The organism is Flavobacterium macrobrachii (genome assembly GCF_014486675.1).
Lineage (GTDB): Bacteria > Bacteroidota > Bacteroidia > Flavobacteriales > Flavobacteriaceae > Flavobacterium > Flavobacterium macrobrachii.
On the sequence record NZ_JACTAC010000012.1, the window covers coordinates 1 to 19,654 of the forward strand.

The 19,654-nt window shown below is 33.8% G+C and carries 18 protein-coding genes and 4 tRNA genes; 1 reads left to right on the forward strand and 21 read right to left on the reverse strand.

Going from position 1 to position 19,654, the window contains the following annotated elements; translation table 11 throughout:
• Positions 1-314: hypothetical protein (locus IAI56_RS04470; RefSeq protein WP_222940967.1), on the forward strand; the 314-nt coding region annotated here is incomplete at its 5' end.
• 77 nt (positions 315-391) lie between these two features.
• Here IAI56_RS04470 and IAI56_RS04475 read toward each other — a convergent pair.
• The 21 genes from IAI56_RS04475 to IAI56_RS04575 all read right to left on the reverse strand — a co-directional run bounded on the left by IAI56_RS04475 (position 392) and on the right by IAI56_RS04575 (position 19,603).
• Complete coding sequence (locus tag IAI56_RS04475) at positions 392-706, reverse strand: DUF3467 domain-containing protein (protein WP_187656734.1); 315 nt, start codon at positions 704-706, stop codon at positions 392-394.
• A 141-nt stretch (positions 707-847) separates the two neighbouring features.
• A complete protein-coding gene (rpoC, locus tag IAI56_RS04480) occupies positions 848-5,158 on the reverse strand; it encodes a DNA-directed RNA polymerase subunit beta' (protein ID WP_187656735.1) in 4,311 nt (1,436 codons plus the stop codon).
• A 287-nt stretch (positions 5,159-5,445) separates the two neighbouring features.
• Positions 5,446-9,258 (reverse strand): DNA-directed RNA polymerase subunit beta, encoded by a 3,813-nt coding sequence (rpoB, locus tag IAI56_RS04485; protein ID WP_187656736.1) that lies wholly within the window; start codon positions 9,256-9,258, stop codon positions 5,446-5,448.
• Positions 9,259-9,520: 262 nt separating this feature from the next.
• The gene (gene rplL / locus IAI56_RS04490; RefSeq protein WP_187656737.1) at positions 9,521-9,892 is read right to left on the reverse strand and encodes a 50S ribosomal protein L7/L12; all 372 of its coding nucleotides are present in this window, start codon (positions 9,890-9,892) and stop codon (positions 9,521-9,523) included.
• A gap of 56 nt (positions 9,893-9,948) precedes the next feature.
• Complete coding sequence (rplJ, locus tag IAI56_RS04495) at positions 9,949-10,449, reverse strand: 50S ribosomal protein L10 (RefSeq protein WP_187656738.1); 501 nt, start codon at positions 10,447-10,449, stop codon at positions 9,949-9,951.
• 23 nt (positions 10,450-10,472) lie between these two features.
• Positions 10,473-11,162: a 50S ribosomal protein L1 gene (rplA, locus tag IAI56_RS04500; RefSeq protein WP_169524315.1), complete on the reverse strand. Its 690-nt coding sequence runs from the start codon at positions 11,160-11,162 to the stop codon at positions 10,473-10,475.
• An 8-nt stretch (positions 11,163-11,170) separates the two neighbouring features.
• Entirely contained in the window at positions 11,171-11,611 is a 441-nt protein-coding gene (gene rplK / locus IAI56_RS04505; protein WP_169524314.1) for a 50S ribosomal protein L11, read from the reverse strand.
• Between the two features lie 67 nt (positions 11,612-11,678).
• Positions 11,679-12,230: a transcription termination/antitermination protein NusG gene (nusG, locus tag IAI56_RS04510; protein WP_187656739.1), complete on the reverse strand. Its 552-nt coding sequence runs from the start codon at positions 12,228-12,230 to the stop codon at positions 11,679-11,681.
• 14 nt (positions 12,231-12,244) lie between these two features.
• Complete coding sequence (gene secE / locus IAI56_RS04515) at positions 12,245-12,442, reverse strand: preprotein translocase subunit SecE (RefSeq protein WP_187656740.1); 198 nt, start codon at positions 12,440-12,442, stop codon at positions 12,245-12,247.
• A gap of 15 nt (positions 12,443-12,457) precedes the next feature.
• A tRNA-Trp gene (locus IAI56_RS04520) sits at positions 12,458-12,528 on the reverse strand.
• Between the two features lie 64 nt (positions 12,529-12,592).
• Entirely contained in the window at positions 12,593-13,780 is a 1,188-nt protein-coding gene (tuf, locus tag IAI56_RS04525) for an elongation factor Tu (protein ID WP_187656741.1), read from the reverse strand.
• Positions 13,781-13,834: 54 nt separating this feature from the next.
• Positions 13,835-13,906: transfer RNA gene (locus tag IAI56_RS04530), tRNA-Thr, on the reverse strand.
• A gap of 68 nt (positions 13,907-13,974) precedes the next feature.
• Positions 13,975-14,056: transfer RNA gene (locus IAI56_RS04535), tRNA-Tyr, on the reverse strand.
• Positions 14,057-14,092: 36 nt separating this feature from the next.
• A tRNA-Thr gene (locus IAI56_RS04540) sits at positions 14,093-14,166 on the reverse strand.
• A gap of 92 nt (positions 14,167-14,258) precedes the next feature.
• Entirely contained in the window at positions 14,259-14,561 is a 303-nt protein-coding gene (gene hpf, locus IAI56_RS04545; protein WP_169524310.1) for a ribosome hibernation-promoting factor, HPF/YfiA family, read from the reverse strand.
• A 32-nt stretch (positions 14,562-14,593) separates the two neighbouring features.
• Positions 14,594-15,490 (reverse strand): tyrosine-type recombinase/integrase, encoded by an 897-nt coding sequence (locus tag IAI56_RS04550; RefSeq protein ID WP_187656742.1) that lies wholly within the window; start codon positions 15,488-15,490, stop codon positions 14,594-14,596.
• Between the two features lie 69 nt (positions 15,491-15,559).
• On the reverse strand, positions 15,560-15,754 hold the full coding sequence (gene rpsU / locus IAI56_RS04555; protein ID WP_187656743.1) for a 30S ribosomal protein S21: 195 nt from the start codon (positions 15,752-15,754) through the stop codon (positions 15,560-15,562).
• 239 nt (positions 15,755-15,993) lie between these two features.
• Complete coding sequence (locus IAI56_RS04560; protein ID WP_187656744.1) at positions 15,994-17,166, reverse strand: acyl-CoA dehydrogenase family protein; 1,173 nt, start codon at positions 17,164-17,166, stop codon at positions 15,994-15,996.
• 32 nt (positions 17,167-17,198) lie between these two features.
• The gene (locus IAI56_RS04565; RefSeq protein WP_187656745.1) at positions 17,199-18,080 is read right to left on the reverse strand and encodes a ComEA family DNA-binding protein; all 882 of its coding nucleotides are present in this window, start codon (positions 18,078-18,080) and stop codon (positions 17,199-17,201) included.
• The gene (locus IAI56_RS04570) at positions 18,077-18,304 is read right to left on the reverse strand and encodes a PspC domain-containing protein (protein WP_169524305.1); all 228 of its coding nucleotides are present in this window, start codon (positions 18,302-18,304) and stop codon (positions 18,077-18,079) included. The genes IAI56_RS04565 and IAI56_RS04570 overlap by 4 nt, the downstream gene beginning before the upstream one ends.
• A gap of 30 nt (positions 18,305-18,334) precedes the next feature.
• Entirely contained in the window at positions 18,335-19,603 is a 1,269-nt protein-coding gene (locus IAI56_RS04575; protein ID WP_187656746.1) for a DUF2851 family protein, read from the reverse strand.
• Positions 19,604-19,654: the final 51 nt, after the last annotated feature.

Genomic DNA, 19,654 nt, shown 5'->3' on the forward strand with positions numbered 1-19,654 from the left:
TTTTAGAACTTGTATCCAATTTTTTAAAACTTGTATCCGACTTTCTAGAAATTATGACTGCAAATCCAAAACTTGCTACTGTCTTTCTAAAACTCACATCCGCTATTTTAAAACTCTTATCTGAGATTATAAAACTTGCAACTGCAATTCCAAAACTATCATCTGACATTATAAAACTTGCAACTGCAATTCTAAAACTCACTACTGCAATTCCAAAACTCTCATCTGACATTATAAAACTTACAACTGCAATTCCAAAACTCACTACTGCAATTCCAAAACTTTCGTTCAACTTTGCAAATCGAATGATTTAAAACCTAGTTAACGTTTATAAAAAAAGAAACCACTCAATAGAGTGGCTTCTTTAAATTGAAATAATATAACAGATTTATTAAGCTTGTCCAGTCGGACCAAAGTTCAAAGGAATTTGAGGTTGCTCAGTATCCTTTATTTCTCCATTTACCGCTTCAAATCGGTGAATATTTTCGTTTAATGCTTTCAAAAAACGTTTAGCATGTTGTGGCGTTAAAACAATTCTAGACTTCACCTTAGCTTTGGGAACGCCTGGCATTATTGTAACAAAATCAACAACAAATTCAGAAGCAGAATGGTTGATGATGGCTAAATTAGAATAAATGCCTTCGGCTGTTTTTTCATCAAGTTCAATATTAATTTGACCTTGTTGTTGTGGATTATTATCGCTCATTTGATTTTAGATTTTAGATTTTAAATATTAGATTTTAGATATTAAATATTTGATATTAGGATATTTAATATCTAATATTAAAAAGCCACTAATTTAAAATATAAAATAGTGGCTTTCATTTAATAACTACTAATCATTAAATTAGTAGATGTATTCTTCTCTTTTAGACATGATTTCGTTAAAATCTTCTTTAGAACCTACAATAGTATGATCATAATCTCTCATACCTGTTCCTGCAGGAATTCTATGTCCAACGATAACATTTTCTTTCAAGCCTTCTAATGTATCTACTTTACCTGCTACTGCAGCTTCGTTTAATACCTTAGTAGTTTCCTGGAACGATGCCGCCGAAATAAATGATTTCGTTTGAAGCGAAGCTCTAGTAATACCTTGAAGTACTGGAGTTGCGGTAGCTGTAATTACATCACGAGCAACTACTAGGTTTTTATCGTTACGTTTCAATAAAGAATTCTCATCTCTCAATTCACGTGGTGAAACAATTTGACCTGGTTTCAATACATCAGAATCTCCAGCATCTTCAACAACTTTCATTCCGTATAATTTATCGTTTTCTTCGATAAAATCACTAGTATGAATAAGTTGCTCTTCTAAGAATAAAGTATCTCCTGGATCTTCAACTCTAACTTTACGCATCATTTGACGAATAACCACTTCAAAGTGTTTATCATTGATTTTTACCCCTTGAAGACGGTAAACCTCTTGAATTTCATTTACCAAATACTGTTGAACAGCCGATGGTCCTTGAATTCTAAGAATATCTTCTGGTGTAATAGCACCGTCAGACAATGGCATACCTGCTTTTACGAAGTCATTTTCTTGAACTAGAATTTGGTTAGAAAGTTTCACTAAATACTTTTTAATTTCACCAAATTTAGATTCAATAACAATTTCACGGTTACCTCTTTTAATTTTCCCGAAAGAAACAACACCATCAATTTCTGAAACTACCGCTGGGTTTGAAGGATTACGAGCTTCTAACAACTCGGTAATTCTTGGTAAACCTCCAGTAATATCACCAGCTTTAGAAGAACGACGAGGAATTTTTACAAGGATTTTACCTGCTTTAATTTTCTCTCCATCTTCTACCATAAGGTGAGCACCAACTGGTAAATTGTAGGTACGAATTAATTCGCCATCTTTACCATAAATGTGTAGTGTTGGAATTAATTTTTTGTTTCTTCCTTCAGAGATTACTTTTTCTTGGAAACCAGTTTGCTCATCGATTTCAACCATGAACGATTGTCCTTGCTCTAAATCTTCATAAGCTACTTTACCAGTAAACTCAGAAATAATAACTCCATTATATGGATCCCATTTACAAATATCTGTTCCTTTTTCAACAACATCACCATCTTTTACATAGATGAATGAACCGTAAGGAATGTTATGTGTACTTAATAATATATCGGTTTTAACATCGATTAATTTTAATTCAGTAGAACGAGAGATTACGATATCAACTGTATTTCCTTCGCTATCTTCACCTTTAACTGTTTTTAAATCTTCAATTTCAAGTCTTCCACCAAATCTTGCAACAATGCTTGATTCCTCAGAAACTCCACCAGCAACTCCACCAACGTGGAAGGTACGAAGTGTTAACTGTGTTCCTGGCTCACCAATAGATTGTGCTGCAATAACTCCAACAGCTTCACCTTTTTGTGTCATTTTACCAGTAGCTAAGTTTCTTCCGTAACATTTAGCACAGATACCTTTTTTAGCTTCACAAGTTAATGGCGAACGAACATCTACTCTTTCAACTGGAGATTCTTCAATTGTTTTTACAATGGCTTCAGTAATTTGCTCACCTGCATGAACCAATACTTCGTTAGTCAATGGATTGATAACATCTTGTAAAGCAACACGTCCAAGAATTCTTTCTCCTAATGTTTCAACAACTTCTTCGTTTTTCTTTAAAGCAGAAACTTCTATTCCTCTTAATGTTCCACAATCTACAGAGTTTACAATTACGTCTTGAGAAACGTCATGTAAACGACGAGTTAAGTAACCCGCATCAGCCGTTTTCAAAGCCGTATCCGCAAGTCCTTTACGCGCACCGTGAGTAGAAATAAAGTACTCAAGGATTGAAAGACCTTCTTTAAAGTTAGAAAGAATTGGGTTTTCAATAATTTCACCACCACCAGCAGTTGATTTTTTCGGCTTAGCCATCAAACCACGCATACCAGTTAACTGACGAATTTGCTCTTTAGAACCACGCGCTCCAGAGTCAAGCATCATATATACCGAGTTGAAACCTTGTTGGTCTTCACGGATATTTTTCATAGCCAACTCAGTCAATTGAGCATTGGCAGAAGTCCAAATATCAATAACTTGGTTATAACGCTCGTTGTTGGTAATTAATCCCATGTTATAGTTCATAGAAATACCTTCAACTTGCTCTCTTGCGTCTGCAATTAATTTTTCTTTTTGCTCTGGAATTCTAATATCACCTAAACTGAATGATAATCCACCACGGAATGCAAATTTGTATCCCATGTCTTTCATGTTATCAAGGAAAGCTGCCGTTGTAGGAACATCAGTTACTGCAAGGATTTTTCCAATAATATCACGTAAGTTCTTTTTAGTCAATACTTCATTGATATATCCAGCTGCTTCAGGTACTACTTCATTAAATAATACTCTACCGGCAGTTGTTTGAATAATTTTATAAACCAACTCACCATTTTCATTGAAATCTTTTGCTCTAATTTTCACACGAGCATTCAATTCAATTCTTCCTTCGTTTAACGCAATATTACACTCTTCAGCAGAATAGAACGTTAAACCTTCACCTAAAATTGGGTGTTCTGGAGTTGATAATCTTTCTTTGGTCATATAATATAGACCAAGTACCATGTCCTGAGAAGGAACCGTAATTGGCGCACCATTTGCAGGATTCAAGATATTGTGTGAAGCCAACATTAATAATTGTGCTTCCAAAATAGCTTCTGGTCCAAGTGGTAAGTGAACCGCCATCTGGTCACCATCAAAATCCGCGTTGAATGCCGTACAAACTAACGGGTGTAATTGGATTGCTTTTCCTTCAATTAATTTTGGCTGGAAAGCTTGAATACCCAATCTGTGCAAAGTAGGAGCACGATTCAGTAATACTGGATGTCCTTTGATTACATTTTCTAAGATATCCCAAACTACTGGTTCTTTTTTGTCGATTATTTTCTTAGCCGACTTAACTGTTTTAACAATTCCTCTTTCGATTAATTTACGAATAACGAATGGTTTGTACAATTCAGCAGCCATATCTTTTGGCAAACCACATTCGAACAATTTCATTTCTGGTCCAACAACAATTACCGAACGAGCAGAATAATCCACACGTTTTCCTAATAAGTTTTGACGGAAACGACCTTGTTTACCTTTCAATGAATCGGAAAGTGATTTTAATGGTCTGTTTGATTCTGTTTTAACCGCAGAAGCTTTACGAGTGTTATCAAATAATGAATCTACTGATTCTTGTAACATACGTTTCTCGTTTCTCAAGATTACTTCTGGAGCTTTAATCTCCATTAATCTTTTTAAACGATTGTTACGAATGATAACTCTTCTGTACAAATCGTTCAAATCAGATGTTGCAAAACGACCTCCATCAAGCGGCACTAACGGACGTAATTCTGGTGGAATAACTGGAATTACTTTTAAAATCATCCATTCTGGACGGTTTTCTCTGTTTAGATTTGCTTCACGGAAAGACTCTACAACTTGCAATCTCTTTAACGCTTCTGTTTTTCTTTGTTTCGATGTTTCGTTATTAGCATTGTGACGTAATTCATATGACAAAGCATCTAAATCTGTACGTGCTAATAAATCCATAATACATTCAGCACCCATTTTGGCAATGAATTTATTAGGATCATTATCATCTAAATATTGGTTTTCCATTGGAAGTGTATCTAAAATATTCAAATACTCTTCTTCTGTTAAAAAGTCTAATCTGTTTAATTCTTCGCCATCAACATTTTTAGCAATACCAGCTTGAATTACTACATATCTTTCGTAGTAAATAATCATATCTAATTTCTTAGATGGTAATCCAAGGATATAACCAATTTTGTTTGGCAACGAACGGAAGTACCAGATATGAGCAATTGGAACAACTAGGTTGATGTGTCCAACTCTATCACGACGTACTTTTTTCTCAGTAACTTCAACACCACAACGGTCACAAACGATTCCTTTATAACGGATTCTTTTGTATTTACCACAAGCACATTCAAAATCTTTTACTGGACCGAAAATTCTTTCACAGAAAAGACCATCACGTTCTGGTTTGTGTGTTCTATAGTTGATAGTTTCTGGCTTCAACACTTCGCCTCTTGACTCAGCCAAGATAGACTCTGGAGAAGCTAAACCAATTGAAATCCTATCAAACCTTTTGATAGTATTTTTATTGTCCTTATTATTTCTATTATTCATCATAGTTTTTACTATTGATTTATTTCTATTAATTGAACTTAGATTTATGATTTTTGTTTTTCTAAAAAAACTAAACCATTAAGTTACTACCTCGAATTACTTCTCAAAACCTCAAGTCTCTTTCACCTTGAAGTGCTAGTTATACAATTTAATATTGCATAAAAAATCGGAACGGTTTACGGGTATAAATCTTTAAAAACTTATTATAAATTACTCTTTAGTTATCAGTTATCGGTTTTCTGTTATCAGTTTTGAAACCGAGAACTGAAAACCGACAACAAAGAACTGATTTATTCTTCTAATCTGATGTCTAATCCAAGACCTTTCAATTCGTGCATCAATACGTTGAACGATTCTGGTAATCCTGGTTCTGGCATAGTTTCTCCTTTTACAATAGCTTCGTATGTTTTAGCTCTACCAATAACGTCATCCGATTTAACAGTCAAGATTTCTCTTAGCGTGCTTGATGCTCCATAAGCTTCAAGTGCCCAAACCTCCATTTCTCCAAAACGCTGACCTCCAAACTGAGCTTTACCTCCAAGTGGTTGTTGCGTAATCAATGAGTATGGACCAATTGAACGAGCGTGCATTTTATCATCAACCATGTGTCCAAGTTTCAACATATAGATAACTCCAACAGTTGCTGGTTGATGGAAACGTTCTCCTGTTCCACCATCATATAAATAAGTGTGACCAAAACGTGGAATTCCAGCTTCGTCAGTTAACTCATTAATTTGGTCTAATGTTGCTCCGTCAAAAATTGGTGTAGCATATTTTCTACCTAATTTTTGTCCAGCCCAACCAAGAACGGTTTCATAAATCTGCCCAATGTTCATACGTGAAGGTACACCAAGTGGGTTCAATACGATATCAACTGGCGTTCCATCTTCAAGGAAAGGCATATCTTCGTCTCTTACGATACGAGCAACAATACCTTTGTTTCCGTGACGTCCTGCCATTTTATCACCAACTTTTAACTTACGTTTTTTAGCGATATAAACTTTAGCAAGTTTCAAAATTCCAGCTGGTAATTCATCTCCAACTGTAATTGTGAATTTTTCTCTTCTCAACGCACCTTGTAAATCGTTTAATTTGATTTTATAATTGTGAATTAAGTCATTAACTAAAATGTTAGTTTCATCATCAGAAACCCATTGACCTTTGGTTAAGTGAGCAAAATCTTCAACTGACTGTAACATCTTTTTAGAGTATTTTTTACCTTTTGGAAGAACTTCTTCACCTAGGTCATTCATTACTCCTTGTGACGTTTTACCATCAACGATTTCAAATAGTTTTTCGATTAATCTGTCTTTTAATTCAACAAATTTAGTTTCGAATTCCATTTCCAAAGCCGTCAAATCGTCTTTATCTTTGGTACGTTTCTTTTTATCTTTTACCGCGCGAGCGAATAGTTTTTTATCTAAAACTACACCGTGTAATGATGGAGAAGCTTTTAATGAAGCATCTTTTACATCACCTGCTTTGTCTCCAAAGATTGCTCTTAAAAGTTTTTCTTCTGGAGTTGGGTCTGATTCTCCTTTTGGTGTAATTTTTCCGATTAGGATGTCGCCAGGTTTAACTTCGGCACCAATTCTAATCATTCCATTTTCATCTAAATCTTTAGTAGCTTCTTCAGAAACGTTAGGAATATCATTAGTTAACTCTTCGTTACCTAATTTAGTATCTCTAACTTCTAATGAATAATCATCTACGTGGATTGAGGTAAAAATATCATCACGAACTACTTTTTCAGAGATTACAATTGCATCCTCGAAGTTGTAACCTTTCCATGGCATGAACGCTACTTTAAGGTTTCTTCCAAGTGCTAATTCTCCGTTTTGAGTAGCATATCCTTCACAAAGTACTTGACCTTTTGTAACTCTGTCACCTTTTCTAACGATTGGTTTCAGGTTGATAGATGTACTTTGATTTGTTTTTCTGAATTTGATTAATTGATATGTCTTTTCGTCAGCATCAAAACTTACCATTCTTTCAGCATCGGTTCTATCGTACTTAATGGTAATCATGTTAGCATCAACGTATTCAACAGTTCCGTTACCTTCTGCATTAATCAATACTCTCGAGTCAGAAGCAACTTGTCTTTCAAGACCTGTTCCTACGATTGGAGATTCTGGACGTAATAATGGAACGGCTTGACGCATCATGTTTGATCCCATCAACGCACGGTTCGCATCATCATGCTCCAAGAAAGGAATTAATGAAGCCGAAATCGAAGCAATTTGGTTTGGCGCAACGTCAGTATAATGAACAACATTTGGCTCAACTACAGGGAAATCGCCTTCTTCACGAGCAATAACTTTGTCAGCTGTGATTTTTCCGTTAGCATCCATTTCGATGTTTGCCTGAGCAATCATTTTTCCTTCTTCTTCTTCTGCACTTAAATAAATAGGTTCAGAAACTAAGTCAACTTGTCCGTTAGTTACTTTACGGTAAGGTGTTTCGATGAATCCCATTCCGTTAACTTTAGCATAAACACCAAGAGAAGAAATCAATCCAATGTTTGGTCCTTCAGGAGTTTCAATTGGACAAAGTCTTCCGTAGTGCGTATAGTGAACGTCACGAACCTCGAAACCAGCTCTTTCTCTCGAAAGTCCTCCTGGTCCAAGTGCTGATAATCTTCTTTTGTGTGTAATCTCTGCCAATGGATTCGTTTGATCCATAAATTGAGATAACTGGTTAGTACCAAAGAAAGAGTTGATAACCGAAGATAATGTTTTAGCATTAATCAAATCGATTGGTGTAAACACCTCGTTATCTCTAACGTTCATTCTCTCACGAATGGTTCTTGCCATACGAGCCAAACCAACACCAAATTGTTGAGAAAGTTGTTCACCAACTGTTCTAACACGACGGTTTGACAAGTGATCAATATCATCAATCTCGGCTTTTGAATTGATTAACTCAATCAAATATTTTACGATAGTAATGATATCTTCTTTTGTTAAAACTTGTTTTTCCATAGGAATATCAAGGTTTAACTTTTTGTTCATTCTATAACGACCTACTTCACCTAAGTTATAACGTTGGTCAGAGAAGAATAATTTATCGATAATACCACGAGCAGTCTCTTCATCAGGCGGTTCTGCATTACGCAACTGACGATAGATGTGCTCAACAGCTTCTTTTTCAGAGTTTGTTGGATCTTTTTGTAATGTGTTGTGGATAATTGCATAATCTGCTTGATTGTTATCCTCTTTGTGTAACAAAATAGATTTTACATTAGAATCAATGATTTCTTCTACATTATCTTTATCGATAATAGTATCACGATCTAATATAATTTCATTACGCTCAATAGATACTACTTCACCTGTATCTTCGTCAACGAAATCTTCATGCCATGTATTCAAAACACGTGCAGCAAGTTTTCTACCGATGTATTTTTTAAGACCTGTTTTTGAAACTTTGATTTCTTCTGCAAGGTCAAAAATTTCAAGAATATCTTTATCACGCTCAAAACCGATGGCACGGAAAAGAGTCGTTACTGGTAATTTTTTCTTTCTATCAATATACGCATACATTACGTTGTTGATATCGGTAGCAAATTCTATCCAAGAACCTTTAAAAGGAATTACTCTGGCAGAATATAATTTGGTTCCATTAGCATGGAATGATTGTCCAAAGAAAACACCAGGTGAACGGTGTAATTGAGAAACCACAACTCTTTCAGCACCATTTATAACGAAAGTACCACTTGGTGTCATGTAAGGAATTGTTCCTAGATATACGTCTTGAACGATAGTTTCAAAATCCTCATGTTCTGGATCTGTACAGTAAAGCTTTAGTCTGGCTTTAAGGGGAACGCTGTAAGTTAAACCTCTATCAATACATTCTTCGATCGTGTAACGTGGTGGATCTACGAAGTAATCTAAAAATTCTAATACAAATTGGTTTCTTGTATCTGTAATTGGGAAGTTCTCCATGAAGGTATTATATAAACCTTCGTTGCCTCTTTCATCTGATTTCGTTTCTAATTGGAAGAAATCTTTAAAAGATTTTACCTGCACATCTAGAAAATCTGGATATTGAGGTATATTTTTTGTTGAGGCAAAATTCAATCTTTCAGTCTGATTTGTTATCATCAATGGACAAAATTTTGATTTAAAAAAAGTAATTTTTGTGTAAAAACACTGTTCAATCTCTACTTTCCTTTTTTTTGATAATCAATACCTCTTAAAAATAAACCAGGAAAATTGTCTATTTTTTTCTTCGTATTGATTAAAAGCTCCTTCGTAATTTGAGCTATGCAGTAATAAAATTTATATAATTTTATTATACGAAAAATGGTTTAGGTCTTTGAGGGTTAACTCAAGACCTAAACCTAGTTCTAAAACCGGTGTGTTATTATTTTAACTCAACAACAGCTCCAGCTTCTTCTAAAGATTTTTTCAAACCTTCAGCTTCTGCTTTAGAAACTCCTTCTTTAATATTAGAAGGTGCACCATCAACGATATCCTTTGCTTCTTTCAAGCCAAGACCTGTTAATTCTTTAACCGCTTTAACTACTGCTAATTTAGAAGCACCAGCATCTTTCAATACTACTGTAAATTCTGTTTGTTCTTCAGCAGCACCTGCATCAGCTCCACCAGCAGCAACTACTACAGCTGCAGCAGCTGGTTCGATACCATAATCGTCTTTTAATATTGTTGCTAAATCGTTAACTTCTTTAACTGTTAAGTTAACTAATTGTTCTGCGAATTGTTTTAAATCTGCCATTTTTTCTATCGTTTAAAATGTTCTTTTAATTAAATATGTTTTTTTAGTCTGCTCGATTATTCAGCTGCTTCACCTTTTTGTTCTGCATTATTTAATAATGCTGAAATAATACGTTGAGCAGGAGATTGAAGCAATCCGATGATTTCACCGATAACTTCTTCTTTAGATTTAAGAGATGCTAAGCTATCTAATAAGTTATCTCCAATGTAGATTTCATTATTAATGAAAGCACCTTTTAAAAGTGGTTTATCAGATTTCTTGCGGAAATCTTTAATGATTTTTGCAGGAGCATTTGCAACTTCAGCAATGAAAATTGAAGAATTTCCTTTTAATACTGATGGTAAATCTCCATAATCATTAGCAGAAGCTACCATTGCTTTTTCAAGTAATGTATTTTTAACAACTTCTAATTTAATTCCAGCTTTAAAACAAGCTCTTCTTAAGTTTGAAGTAGTTTCTGCATTTAATCCAGATGTATCTGCAATATATACAATGTTTGCATCAGCCAACTTTGCAGTTAAATCTTCTATCGCGATTGATTTTTCTTCTCTAGTCATAATAAAATATGTTTAACTACCAATTATACAGCTTTAGGATCTAAAGCGATAGCAGGACTCATTGTACTAGACAAGTGGATAGACTTGATGTAAGTACCTTTAGCTGCAGTTGGTTTCATTTTAATTAATGTTTGAATAATTTCGTGAGCGTTATCAACGATTTTGTCAGCTTCGAAAGAAATTCTTCCGATACCAGCGTGAACAATACCTGTTTTGTCAACTTTGAAGTCAATTTTTCCCGCTTTTACTTCAGCAACAGCTTTACCAATTTCCATAGTAACTGTTCCTGTTTTAGGGTTAGGCATTAAACCTCTTGGACCTAACACACGTCCTAGTGGGCCTAATTTACCCATGATAGCTGGCATAGTAATGATTACATCAACATCAGTCCAACCATCTTTAATTTTTTGAAGGTAATCGTCTAATCCTACGAAATCAGCACCAGCAGCTTTAGCTTCTGCTTCTTTATCTGGAGTTACTAAAGCTAATACTTTAGTATCTTTACCAGTTCCGTGAGGAAGCGTTACAACACCTCTTACCATTTGATTTGCTTTTCTTGGATCTACTCCTAGACGAACAGCAATATCTACAGACTCATCAAATTTTGCAGAAGCAACTGTTTTCAATAAGGATGAAGCATCTTTTAATGAATACAATTTATTTTTCTCAATTTTTGAAGCAGCCTCTTTTTGTTTTTTAGTCAATTTTGCCATTTCTTACCTTATTTTAGAGGAGAATCTCCAGTTACAGTTATACCCATAGATCTAGCTGTTCCAGCAATCATGCTCATAGCAGATTCAATTGTGAAAGCATTTAAATCAGTCATCTTGTCTTCAGCGATTGCTTTAATTTGGTCCCAAGTGATACTTCCCACTTTACGACGGTTTGGCTCGCCAGAACCAGATTTTAATTTAGCAGCGTCCAATAACTGAACTGCAGCAGGTGGAGTTTTTACAACAAAATCGAATGATTTGTCTTTGTACACAGTAATTTGTACTGGTAATACTTTGCCAGGTTGATCTTGGGTTCTAGCATTAAATTGCTTACAGAACTCCATGATATTAACCCCAGCAGCTCCCAAAGCAGGTCCAACCGGTGGCGACGGGTTCGCAGCACCTCCCTTAACTTGTAGTTTAACTACTTTACTAATTTCTTTAGCCATTTCTTAAAAATTTTACATCTCTCAATTGGAAGCGATTGATGTGGTTTATTGTATTTGTAACAAAAAATTATACTTTTTCTACTTGCATAAAACTTAATTCTAGTGGTGTTTTTCTACCAAAAATTTTCACCATTACTTCAAGTTTACGCTTTTCTTCATTGATTTTTTCAATAGTTCCATTGAAACCATTAAAAGGACCATCAATAACTTTCACTGTTTCTCCATTTACATAAGGAATATTTTGTGTATCTGTATTAACAGCTAACTCATCAACTTTCCCTAACATTCTATTCACTTCAGATAATCTTAATGGTACCGGATCACCGCCTTTAACCTCACCTAAAAACCCAATAACTCCTGTTATCGATTTAATGATATGAGGAATCTCACCCATAAGATTAGCTTCGATCATGACATAACCTGGAAAGTAAACTTTATCTTTTGAAATTTTTTTTCCATCTCTAACTTGAACTACTTTTTCTGTGGGCACAAGAACTTGTGAAATGTAATCAGCCATTCCTAATCTTGCAATTTCAGTCTCAATATAAGATTTAACCTTATTCTCTTGACCACTTACTGCTCTAACTACATACCACTTTTTTGTATTAATATCAGCCATTCTTTATATTAATTTTAAGGTTTCAACCAATTGAAAAAACCCTCTAAAGCTTTTGCAAAAAACTCATCAACACCCCATGTCACTAGAGCCAATACAATAGAAAAAACAGCTACTACAATAGTGTAACGCTGAACTTCTGACCATTCCGGCCAAGTAACATTTGATTTAAGCTCTTCAAATGCTTCTGATATATAATTAACAACTTTTGTCATCGTCTTTAAGATTTGCACGGGCGGAGGGATTCGAACCCCCATCAACGGTTTTGGAGACCGCTATTCTACCCTTGAACTACGCCCGTATTTTTTTTTTAAAAAACCAGTAGACAACCAAACGATTATCTACTGGTTATATATTTATGTAGATTACTCTACAATTTCAGTTACCTGACCAGCACCAACTGTTCTACCACCTTCACGGATAGCGAAACGTAAACCTACGTTCATTGCAATTGGACTTAATAAAGCTACATCAATAGTTAAGTTATCACCTGGCATTACCATCTCTACACCTGCTGGTAAAGAAATAACTCCTGTTACATCAGTTGTACGAACATAAAACTGTGGACGGTAGTTATTGTGAAATGGCGTGTGACGACCACCTTCTTCTTTTTTCAAGATATAAACCTCAGCTTTGAATTTAGAGTGTGGTTTTACTGAACCTGGCTTAATAATAACCATACCTCTTTTGATATCAGCTTTATCAATACCTCTTAACAATAAACCTACGTTGTCTCCAGCTTCACCTCTATCAAGGATTTTACGGAACATCTCAACTCCTGTAATAGTAGAAGTTAATTTTTCAGCTCCCATACCAATGATTTCTACTGGATCTCCTGTATTAGCAACTCCAGTTTCAATACGACCTGTAGCAACAGTTCCACGACCTGTAATTGTAAATACATCTTCAACTGGCATCAAGAATGGCTTAGCAACATCACGTACTGGCTCTTCAATCCAGTTATCTACAGCTTCCATTAATTCAATAATTTTTGGTACCCAGTTTGGATCATTATTCAATCCACCTAAAGCAGAACCTTGAACAACTGGCCCATTATCTCCATCATACTCGTAGAAAGACAATAAGTCTCTGATTTCCATTTCAACTAGCTCTAAAAGCTCAGCATCATCAACCATATCCACTTTGTTCATGAAAACAACGATACGAGGAATACCTACCTGACGACCTAAAAGGATGTGCTCACGAGTTTGTGGCATTGGACCATCAGTAGCAGCAACTACAAGAATAGCACCATCCATTTGAGCAGCACCAGTAACCATGTTCTTAACGTAATCCGCGTGACCTGGACAGTCAACGTGCGCATAGTGACGGTTAGCAGTTTCGTACTCAACGTGAGAAGTGTTAATAGTAATACCTCTTTCTTTTTCTTCTGGAGCGTTATCAATTTGATCAAATGATTTCGCTTGACAATATCCTGCGTCAGATAATACTTTAGTAATAGCTGCAGTTAATGTAGTTTTTCCGTGGTCAACGTGACCAATCGTACCAATGTTAAGGTGTGGCTTGGTACGACTAAAATTTTCTTTTGCCATTTTAATTAATTTTTAATCTTAGTTATTTATTAGTGTTCAAATTTTACAATTTTGAGCCAATGACGGGAATTGAACCCGTGACCTCTTCCTTACCAAGGAAGCACTCTACCCCTGAGCTACACCGGCTTTTGTGTGTTCAGATGTTAGATTTCAGAAATTTTTAAATTCATTTTCTAAATTCCAAGTTTCATTTGTGGGGAGAGCAGGATTCGAACCTGCGAAGACGTAGTCAGCGGATTTACAGTCCGCCCTCGTTGGCCGCTTGAGTATCTCCCCAAACCATTTTTATTTTTTCAATACAAAAAAGAACTGAGCCGATAGAGGGACTCGAACCCACGACCTGCTGATTACAAATCAGCTGCTCTAGCCAGCTGAGCTACACCGGCAAACTCAATAAAAAAAGTCCGCTATTTCTAACGGACTGCAAATGTATGGATTTTATCAATTAATCAAAACATTTTTTTGAAAAATTTTTTACTTATATATGTGCTCTTACTTTTTCTTTTCTTTTTACCAACAATCTTTCTAGAGATTCAGATGCTAATTCCACACCTTCTTCGAAAGTTTTACATTGTTTTTTTACCATAAAATCGTCTCCAGGAACGTGAATTTTAACTTCTACAACTTTATTTTCCTTCTCACTTGTCTTTTCTACTTTCAAAAAAACGTCGGATGAGACAACTTTATCATAATATTTTTCTAGTTTTACTAATCTTTCGTTAATAAAATCTACTAATTTTCTATCAACATTAAAATTTACTGCATGAACATTTACCTTCATAATATTATTTTTATTGATTAAACATTTTAGAATTATTTATTATTTCTAGGATGAGCATTTTTATACACTTTTTTTAAGTCTGCTAAACTGTTATGGGTATAAACTTGTGTTGATGCCAAACTTGAATGTCCTAATAATTCTTTTACTGAATTTATATCCGCTCCATTGTTAAGCAAATGTGTCGCGAATGTATGTCTTAATATATGCGGACTTTTTTTTACTTTCTCTGAAACAGCACTAAAGTAATCATTTATTATTCGATACACAAATGTTTCATTCAATTTAACTCCTTTTAACATTAAAAAAAGATTTTCGGTATCGATTATTGTTTTTAATGAATTTCTTTGCTGAAGATATTCTGTAATTTCATTAATTATAACTGGTAATAACGGAATTATTCTTTCTTTATTTCTTTTTCCTAAAACTTTTATGGTAGCGTTTTGATTATCAACATTAGAGACTTTTAAATTTATAAGTTCTGCTCGTCTAATTCCTGTTGTGTAAAATAAATCAATGATTAATTTGTCTCGAATTCCATCAAATCCTTCGGGGTATTTTATTTGATTTATTGCTAGATCTAATTCTTTTTCGGAAAAAGGAATTTGAATCTTTTTTGGTGTTTTTAATGCTTTATGTTTGAATAACGGACTAACTTCTATTTGTTTTGATTTTAAAAGAAACTTATAAAATGCTTTTAATGATGAAATTTTACGATTAATCGTAACATTTTCTGCTTTTTTTTCTGACAATAGAATTATCCAAGAGCGTATTAATGGGTAACTTACTTCTGCTAAATTTTCTTGTTCGAATTCTTCTTTAATAAAATCGTGGAATGAATTCAAATCGGTTATATAGGCATTAACGGTATGTTTGGAATATTTTTTTTCCAAGAAAAGGTAATCGGCAAAACTTTCTTTAATTTTTTCCATAAAAAAACCATCAAATCCAAAGTTAAGAACTTTTATTTGATGGTTGTATTATTTTCGTAAAAACTGTTTTTAACTTTCTAAGCTATCTTTCATGTTTTGAATGTAAGCAGCTTTTTGAATTTGCGCTCTTCTAACTACAGATGGCTTTGTAAACGCTTGACGCGCTCTAAGCTGTCTTACAGTTCCGGTTTTATCGAATTTTCTTTTGTAGCGCTTTAATGCTCTATCAATGTTTTCTCCGTCTTTAATTGGTATAATCAACATAATTTAGACACCTCCTCTCATTTAGGTTGCAAAAGTAATATTATTTTTTAATTCTGAAACTAATTTTTACAAATATTTTAGCCCAGATAGAAACGGTTATCCTTTTTTGATGAAACCATCATTTTTCTAACAAAAAAAGAGCGACCAACGGAAGCTCCTTTTTTTGCATTTAGAAGTACTATAATTTTATAAAAAAGATAATAACGAAAGCTGGATTGGCTTCTTATCATTGTTTTAATTTATTTTTTTACTGCTGGTTGATAATTTTGCTTGTCGATTATCATTTTGGATAAAATTTCTTTTAAAATCTCTGATGTTCCGCCGCCAATTGGGCCTAAACGACTGTCTCTTAACAATCTTGCTAATGGATATTCTTCCATGTAACCGTAACCGCCAAGCATTTGAAGGCAACTGTATATGGTTTCGTCTGCAACTTTGGTTGATTTTAATTTTGCCATTGTGGCTTCTTTTACTACGTATTCACCTTGGTTTAAACGGGCTACGGCTGCGTAATTGAATATTTTGCAATGTTCAACATCTGTGGCATGTTCAACCATGGTGTGTCGAAGTGCTTGAAACTTGTTGATGGTTGTTCCAAATGCTTCGCGTTCAGACATATATTGTATTGTGTAGTCGATGGCATATTCTGCTCTTGCATGTGCGTTTATTGCCATAATTAATCGTTCTAGGGCAAAATGTTGCATGATATATGGAAATCCTTTTCCTTCTTCGCCCATTAGATTTTCTAGTGGAATTTCTACATTGTCAAAAGAAATTTCGGCTGTGTCGGATGCGCGCCAACCTAGTTTATCGAGCTTTGTAGCGGTTATTCCTTTTAAATTGGTATCCATCAAGAAAATACTGATTCCTTTGTTACCCAATTCGGGAGTTGTTTTGGCGGCAACTACATAATAATCTGCATAAACACCGTTGGTTATAAATGTTTTTGAACCGTTGATTATATATTTATCGCCTTTTTTAACTGCTGTTGTTTTCATTCCTGCCACATCGCTACCGCCGAAAGGTTCGGTAATACATAAAGCTCCGATTTTTTTTCCTAAAATACTTGGTGCTAAATACTCTTGTTTAATGCGTTCGTCGCCTTCAGCATTTAGATGTGTCATTGCCAAATAGGAATGCGCCCACATTGCAGCTGCAAAACCTGATGATTTTACTTTTTGAAGTTCTTCAAGAAAAATAACGGTATAGAATAAATCAAGGTTTAATCCGCCGTAAGCTTCGGGATAAGCAATCCCAAAAAAACCCATTTCACCAAATTTTTCCCAGATAAATCGCTCGATGGTTCCTGTTTTTTCCCATTTTTCAATGTGAGGCACGACTTCTTTTTGCAAAAAATCTTGTAAACTTGCTCTAAATAATTCGTGCTCTTCGGTAAAGTATGATGAATTCATATAAATAATACGCTTTTGTGTTCTATTTTTTTTTAGAATTCCAAATATAAGGCAATTATTTTTAATTTTTCAACAGGAAATCCTTTAATTTTTGTTAAATCCTCAATTTTTATATCACCATTCATAGTCCTATAAGTAACAATTTCTTTAGCTAAATTGTATTTGAAATAAGGAAATTGAGATAACTCTTTGATGGAAGCCGAGTTAATATTCATTTTTTTAATTGCTGAAGTGTTTTTTACAAAGAAACTTTTGTTCAAATTTTCAATAACTTCGGGCGATAAACCCCAAACATCATTCATTTGTTCCATACTGACAAATGATCCAAGTTTTTCTTTTTGCTCTAAAATTCTTTTAGATAAACCTTCACCAATACCGTAAACTTTTATCAAATCTTCTTGTGAAGCTAAATTTATATCGAGAAAAAATTTCTTTTCGGGTTTTGAAAAATCTTTCTTTTCATATGAATTATTAAAACTCTTTTTGTTTTTAACCCAATCTGGAAATTTGAAATAAGGCGAAATTTTCTTCAATAAACTATCAGAAACTTTGGTTACTTGCTGAAACTCTTCTGCTGAATTAACAAATTTATTTTGCTTTCTGAAGGCTAGCAATCTATCTATTTCGACTACGGACATTCCGAGTTTATATCCTTTAAAATCGGTTATAAAATTGGGATTGAATGGATAAATCGTTGGTTTAAAATTGGATTTAAATAGTTTTAAACTGTCCATTTCTTTTTGGAAAGACAACCATTGTGCTTTCTCTTTTGGAGAATTTTCGGTAGAATTAAAATTATTAAAAAAATAAATTCCCTGACAAACGAAAATCAATATAAATAGAAAAATTATCCCAATACGTTGACTTTTGGAATAACTTAAAACAGTTTGCCTAAAAGTATTATTTGCATTCATAAATCAAAAACCGAAGTTCTTTTTCCTCTAATTAAGTCTTTTAATCGTATCCAAAATGCCAATGTTAAATACACGCCAAATCCTAATCCAACAGTTACAAACGAAATATAAATGAAGAAAATCCGAACATTAGAAGCTCGCATTCCTAATTTATCGGCTAATCGTGATGATACATGAAATCCATGTTTTTCGAAGAAATATTTTAATTTAAGTATTGGTGACATTTTTTGTTTTTTTTTACTACATAGAAAAAATCATGCTTTTAAAAGTTGAATTCCAACGGCACATTGCAAACATTTTCCTTTATTACAATATTCATTTTTTAACTGCAAAAGCGATTGTGTTTCAAAGCTGTTTTTAGATTTTACACCTAAACTAGAAAACTTATCAATAATTGTATTTTTCTCAGGACCTATTGATTGGATTAATTCTAACATCAATTCAGAAGCTTCTTTTCCTTGATTTTTTGCATAAGCAAATTGAAACGGAATTATTGTATTTATAATCAACAAATCTACGAAGGATTTTGAAAATTTCTTTTTCTTTCTTGGACTTTCTTTGTCAAATTGATAATGTGTTTGCCAATAATCGGAAACAGAAATATCAAATAGCGAATAAAAATTGTCTACTTTAGATATAGAAATAATTTTCGAAAATAAATTTTGATTCTCATGATACAACATCGCTAATTGCGCCAAGCGAATAGTTGGAAAATTATCTGGTCGATGTTTAAAAAACTGAACAGGTTCAATATTTTTTTTATCAAGCTGATATTTTTGAATACTATACTCAAATTGATTTCTCAACACTTTAGAATAATTATCTTCGGGTTGAGCAGGAATTAAATCCAATGTTCCAAACAGCAAAGCTTCTAGATTTTTTACTTCGAAACTTTCTTTTCTTATTACTGAAAAAGGAATTGATTTTGCCATTTTCAGAAACATTTCACCATTGGTATTCAATCCGAAATTTTTGGCTAACATGCAAAACAAAACAGCTTCCCAATTATTTTCGGTTTCACGACGCAATTCCAAAATTGGAATTTCTTTTCGTTCTAATCGCTCAAAAAATAATCGTTCTTTCCAATTATTTAATACAAAATCTTCAACTGAACCAATTTGATTTTCGCAATAAATCCATGATTTTTGAGTTTTAAGTTTTAAATAATTCTCCAAAACTTCTTTGGAAACATATTTTTTAAGTTCCAATGTTGGAATTTCTGAATTATCTTTTCTGAAAATTGGCGCATCGTTTTCCCAAACGACATGCAAAATTACATTATCATAGTCTTGATCTTTTTCATGCTGATGCAAATACCAATCGGACGATTTTACATGAATTTCAATATTTCCAGCCCATTTTTGTTCGTTTAAAACAATTTGAGCATTAAAAAAATCTGGTCCAGAAAGCTGTAAATATTGTCCAGAATTAATAATTGTCAACAAATCTTCAGCACAAGTTTTTAGGTTTGAAAAATCAAACTTCTTATATTGCCAAACATAATGGAGAAAATCTTCTTTCATGTTAAAAGTTAAAACACTAAAGTAAGAAAATTACTTTTACAAAATTTATTT

Bases quoted from the DNA above. Each gene is read 5' to 3' on its own strand.
- IAI56_RS04475 (WP_187656734.1), bottom strand. From the start codon at position 706: ATGAGCGATAATAATCCACAACAACAAGGTCAAATTAATATTGAACTT.
- rpoC (WP_187656735.1), bottom strand. From the start codon at position 5,158: ATGATGAATAATAGAAATAATAAGGACAATAAAAATACTATCAAAAGG.
- rpoB (WP_187656736.1), bottom strand. From the start codon at position 9,258: ATGATAACAAATCAGACTGAAAGATTGAATTTTGCCTCAACAAAAAAT.
- rplL (WP_187656737.1), bottom strand. From the start codon at position 9,892: ATGGCAGATTTAAAACAATTCGCAGAACAATTAGTTAACTTAACAGTT.
- rplJ (WP_187656738.1), bottom strand. From the start codon at position 10,449: ATGACTAGAGAAGAAAAATCAATCGCGATAGAAGATTTAACTGCAAAG.
- rplA (WP_169524315.1), bottom strand. From the start codon at position 11,162: ATGGCAAAATTGACTAAAAAACAAAAAGAGGCTGCTTCAAAAATTGAG.
- rplK (WP_169524314.1), bottom strand. From the start codon at position 11,611: ATGGCTAAAGAAATTAGTAAAGTAGTTAAACTACAAGTTAAGGGAGGT.
- nusG (WP_187656739.1), bottom strand. From the start codon at position 12,230: ATGGCTGATATTAATACAAAAAAGTGGTATGTAGTTAGAGCAGTAAGT.
- secE (WP_187656740.1), bottom strand. From the start codon at position 12,442: ATGACAAAAGTTGTTAATTATATATCAGAAGCATTTGAAGAGCTTAAA.
- tuf (WP_187656741.1), bottom strand. From the start codon at position 13,780: ATGGCAAAAGAAAATTTTAGTCGTACCAAGCCACACCTTAACATTGGT.
- hpf (WP_169524310.1), bottom strand. From the start codon at position 14,561: ATGAAGGTAAATGTTCATGCAGTAAATTTTAATGTTGATAGAAAATTA.
- IAI56_RS04550 (WP_187656742.1), bottom strand. From the start codon at position 15,490: ATGGAAAAAATTAAAGAAAGTTTTGCCGATTACCTTTTCTTGGAAAAA.
- rpsU (WP_187656743.1), bottom strand. From the start codon at position 15,754: ATGTTGATTATACCAATTAAAGACGGAGAAAACATTGATAGAGCATTA.
- IAI56_RS04560 (WP_187656744.1), bottom strand. From the start codon at position 17,166: ATGAATTCATCATACTTTACCGAAGAGCACGAATTATTTAGAGCAAGT.
- IAI56_RS04565 (WP_187656745.1), bottom strand. From the start codon at position 18,080: ATGAATGCAAATAATACTTTTAGGCAAACTGTTTTAAGTTATTCCAAA.
- IAI56_RS04570 (WP_169524305.1), bottom strand. From the start codon at position 18,304: ATGTCACCAATACTTAAATTAAAATATTTCTTCGAAAAACATGGATTT.
- IAI56_RS04575 (WP_187656746.1), bottom strand. From the start codon at position 19,603: ATGAAAGAAGATTTTCTCCATTATGTTTGGCAATATAAGAAGTTTGAT.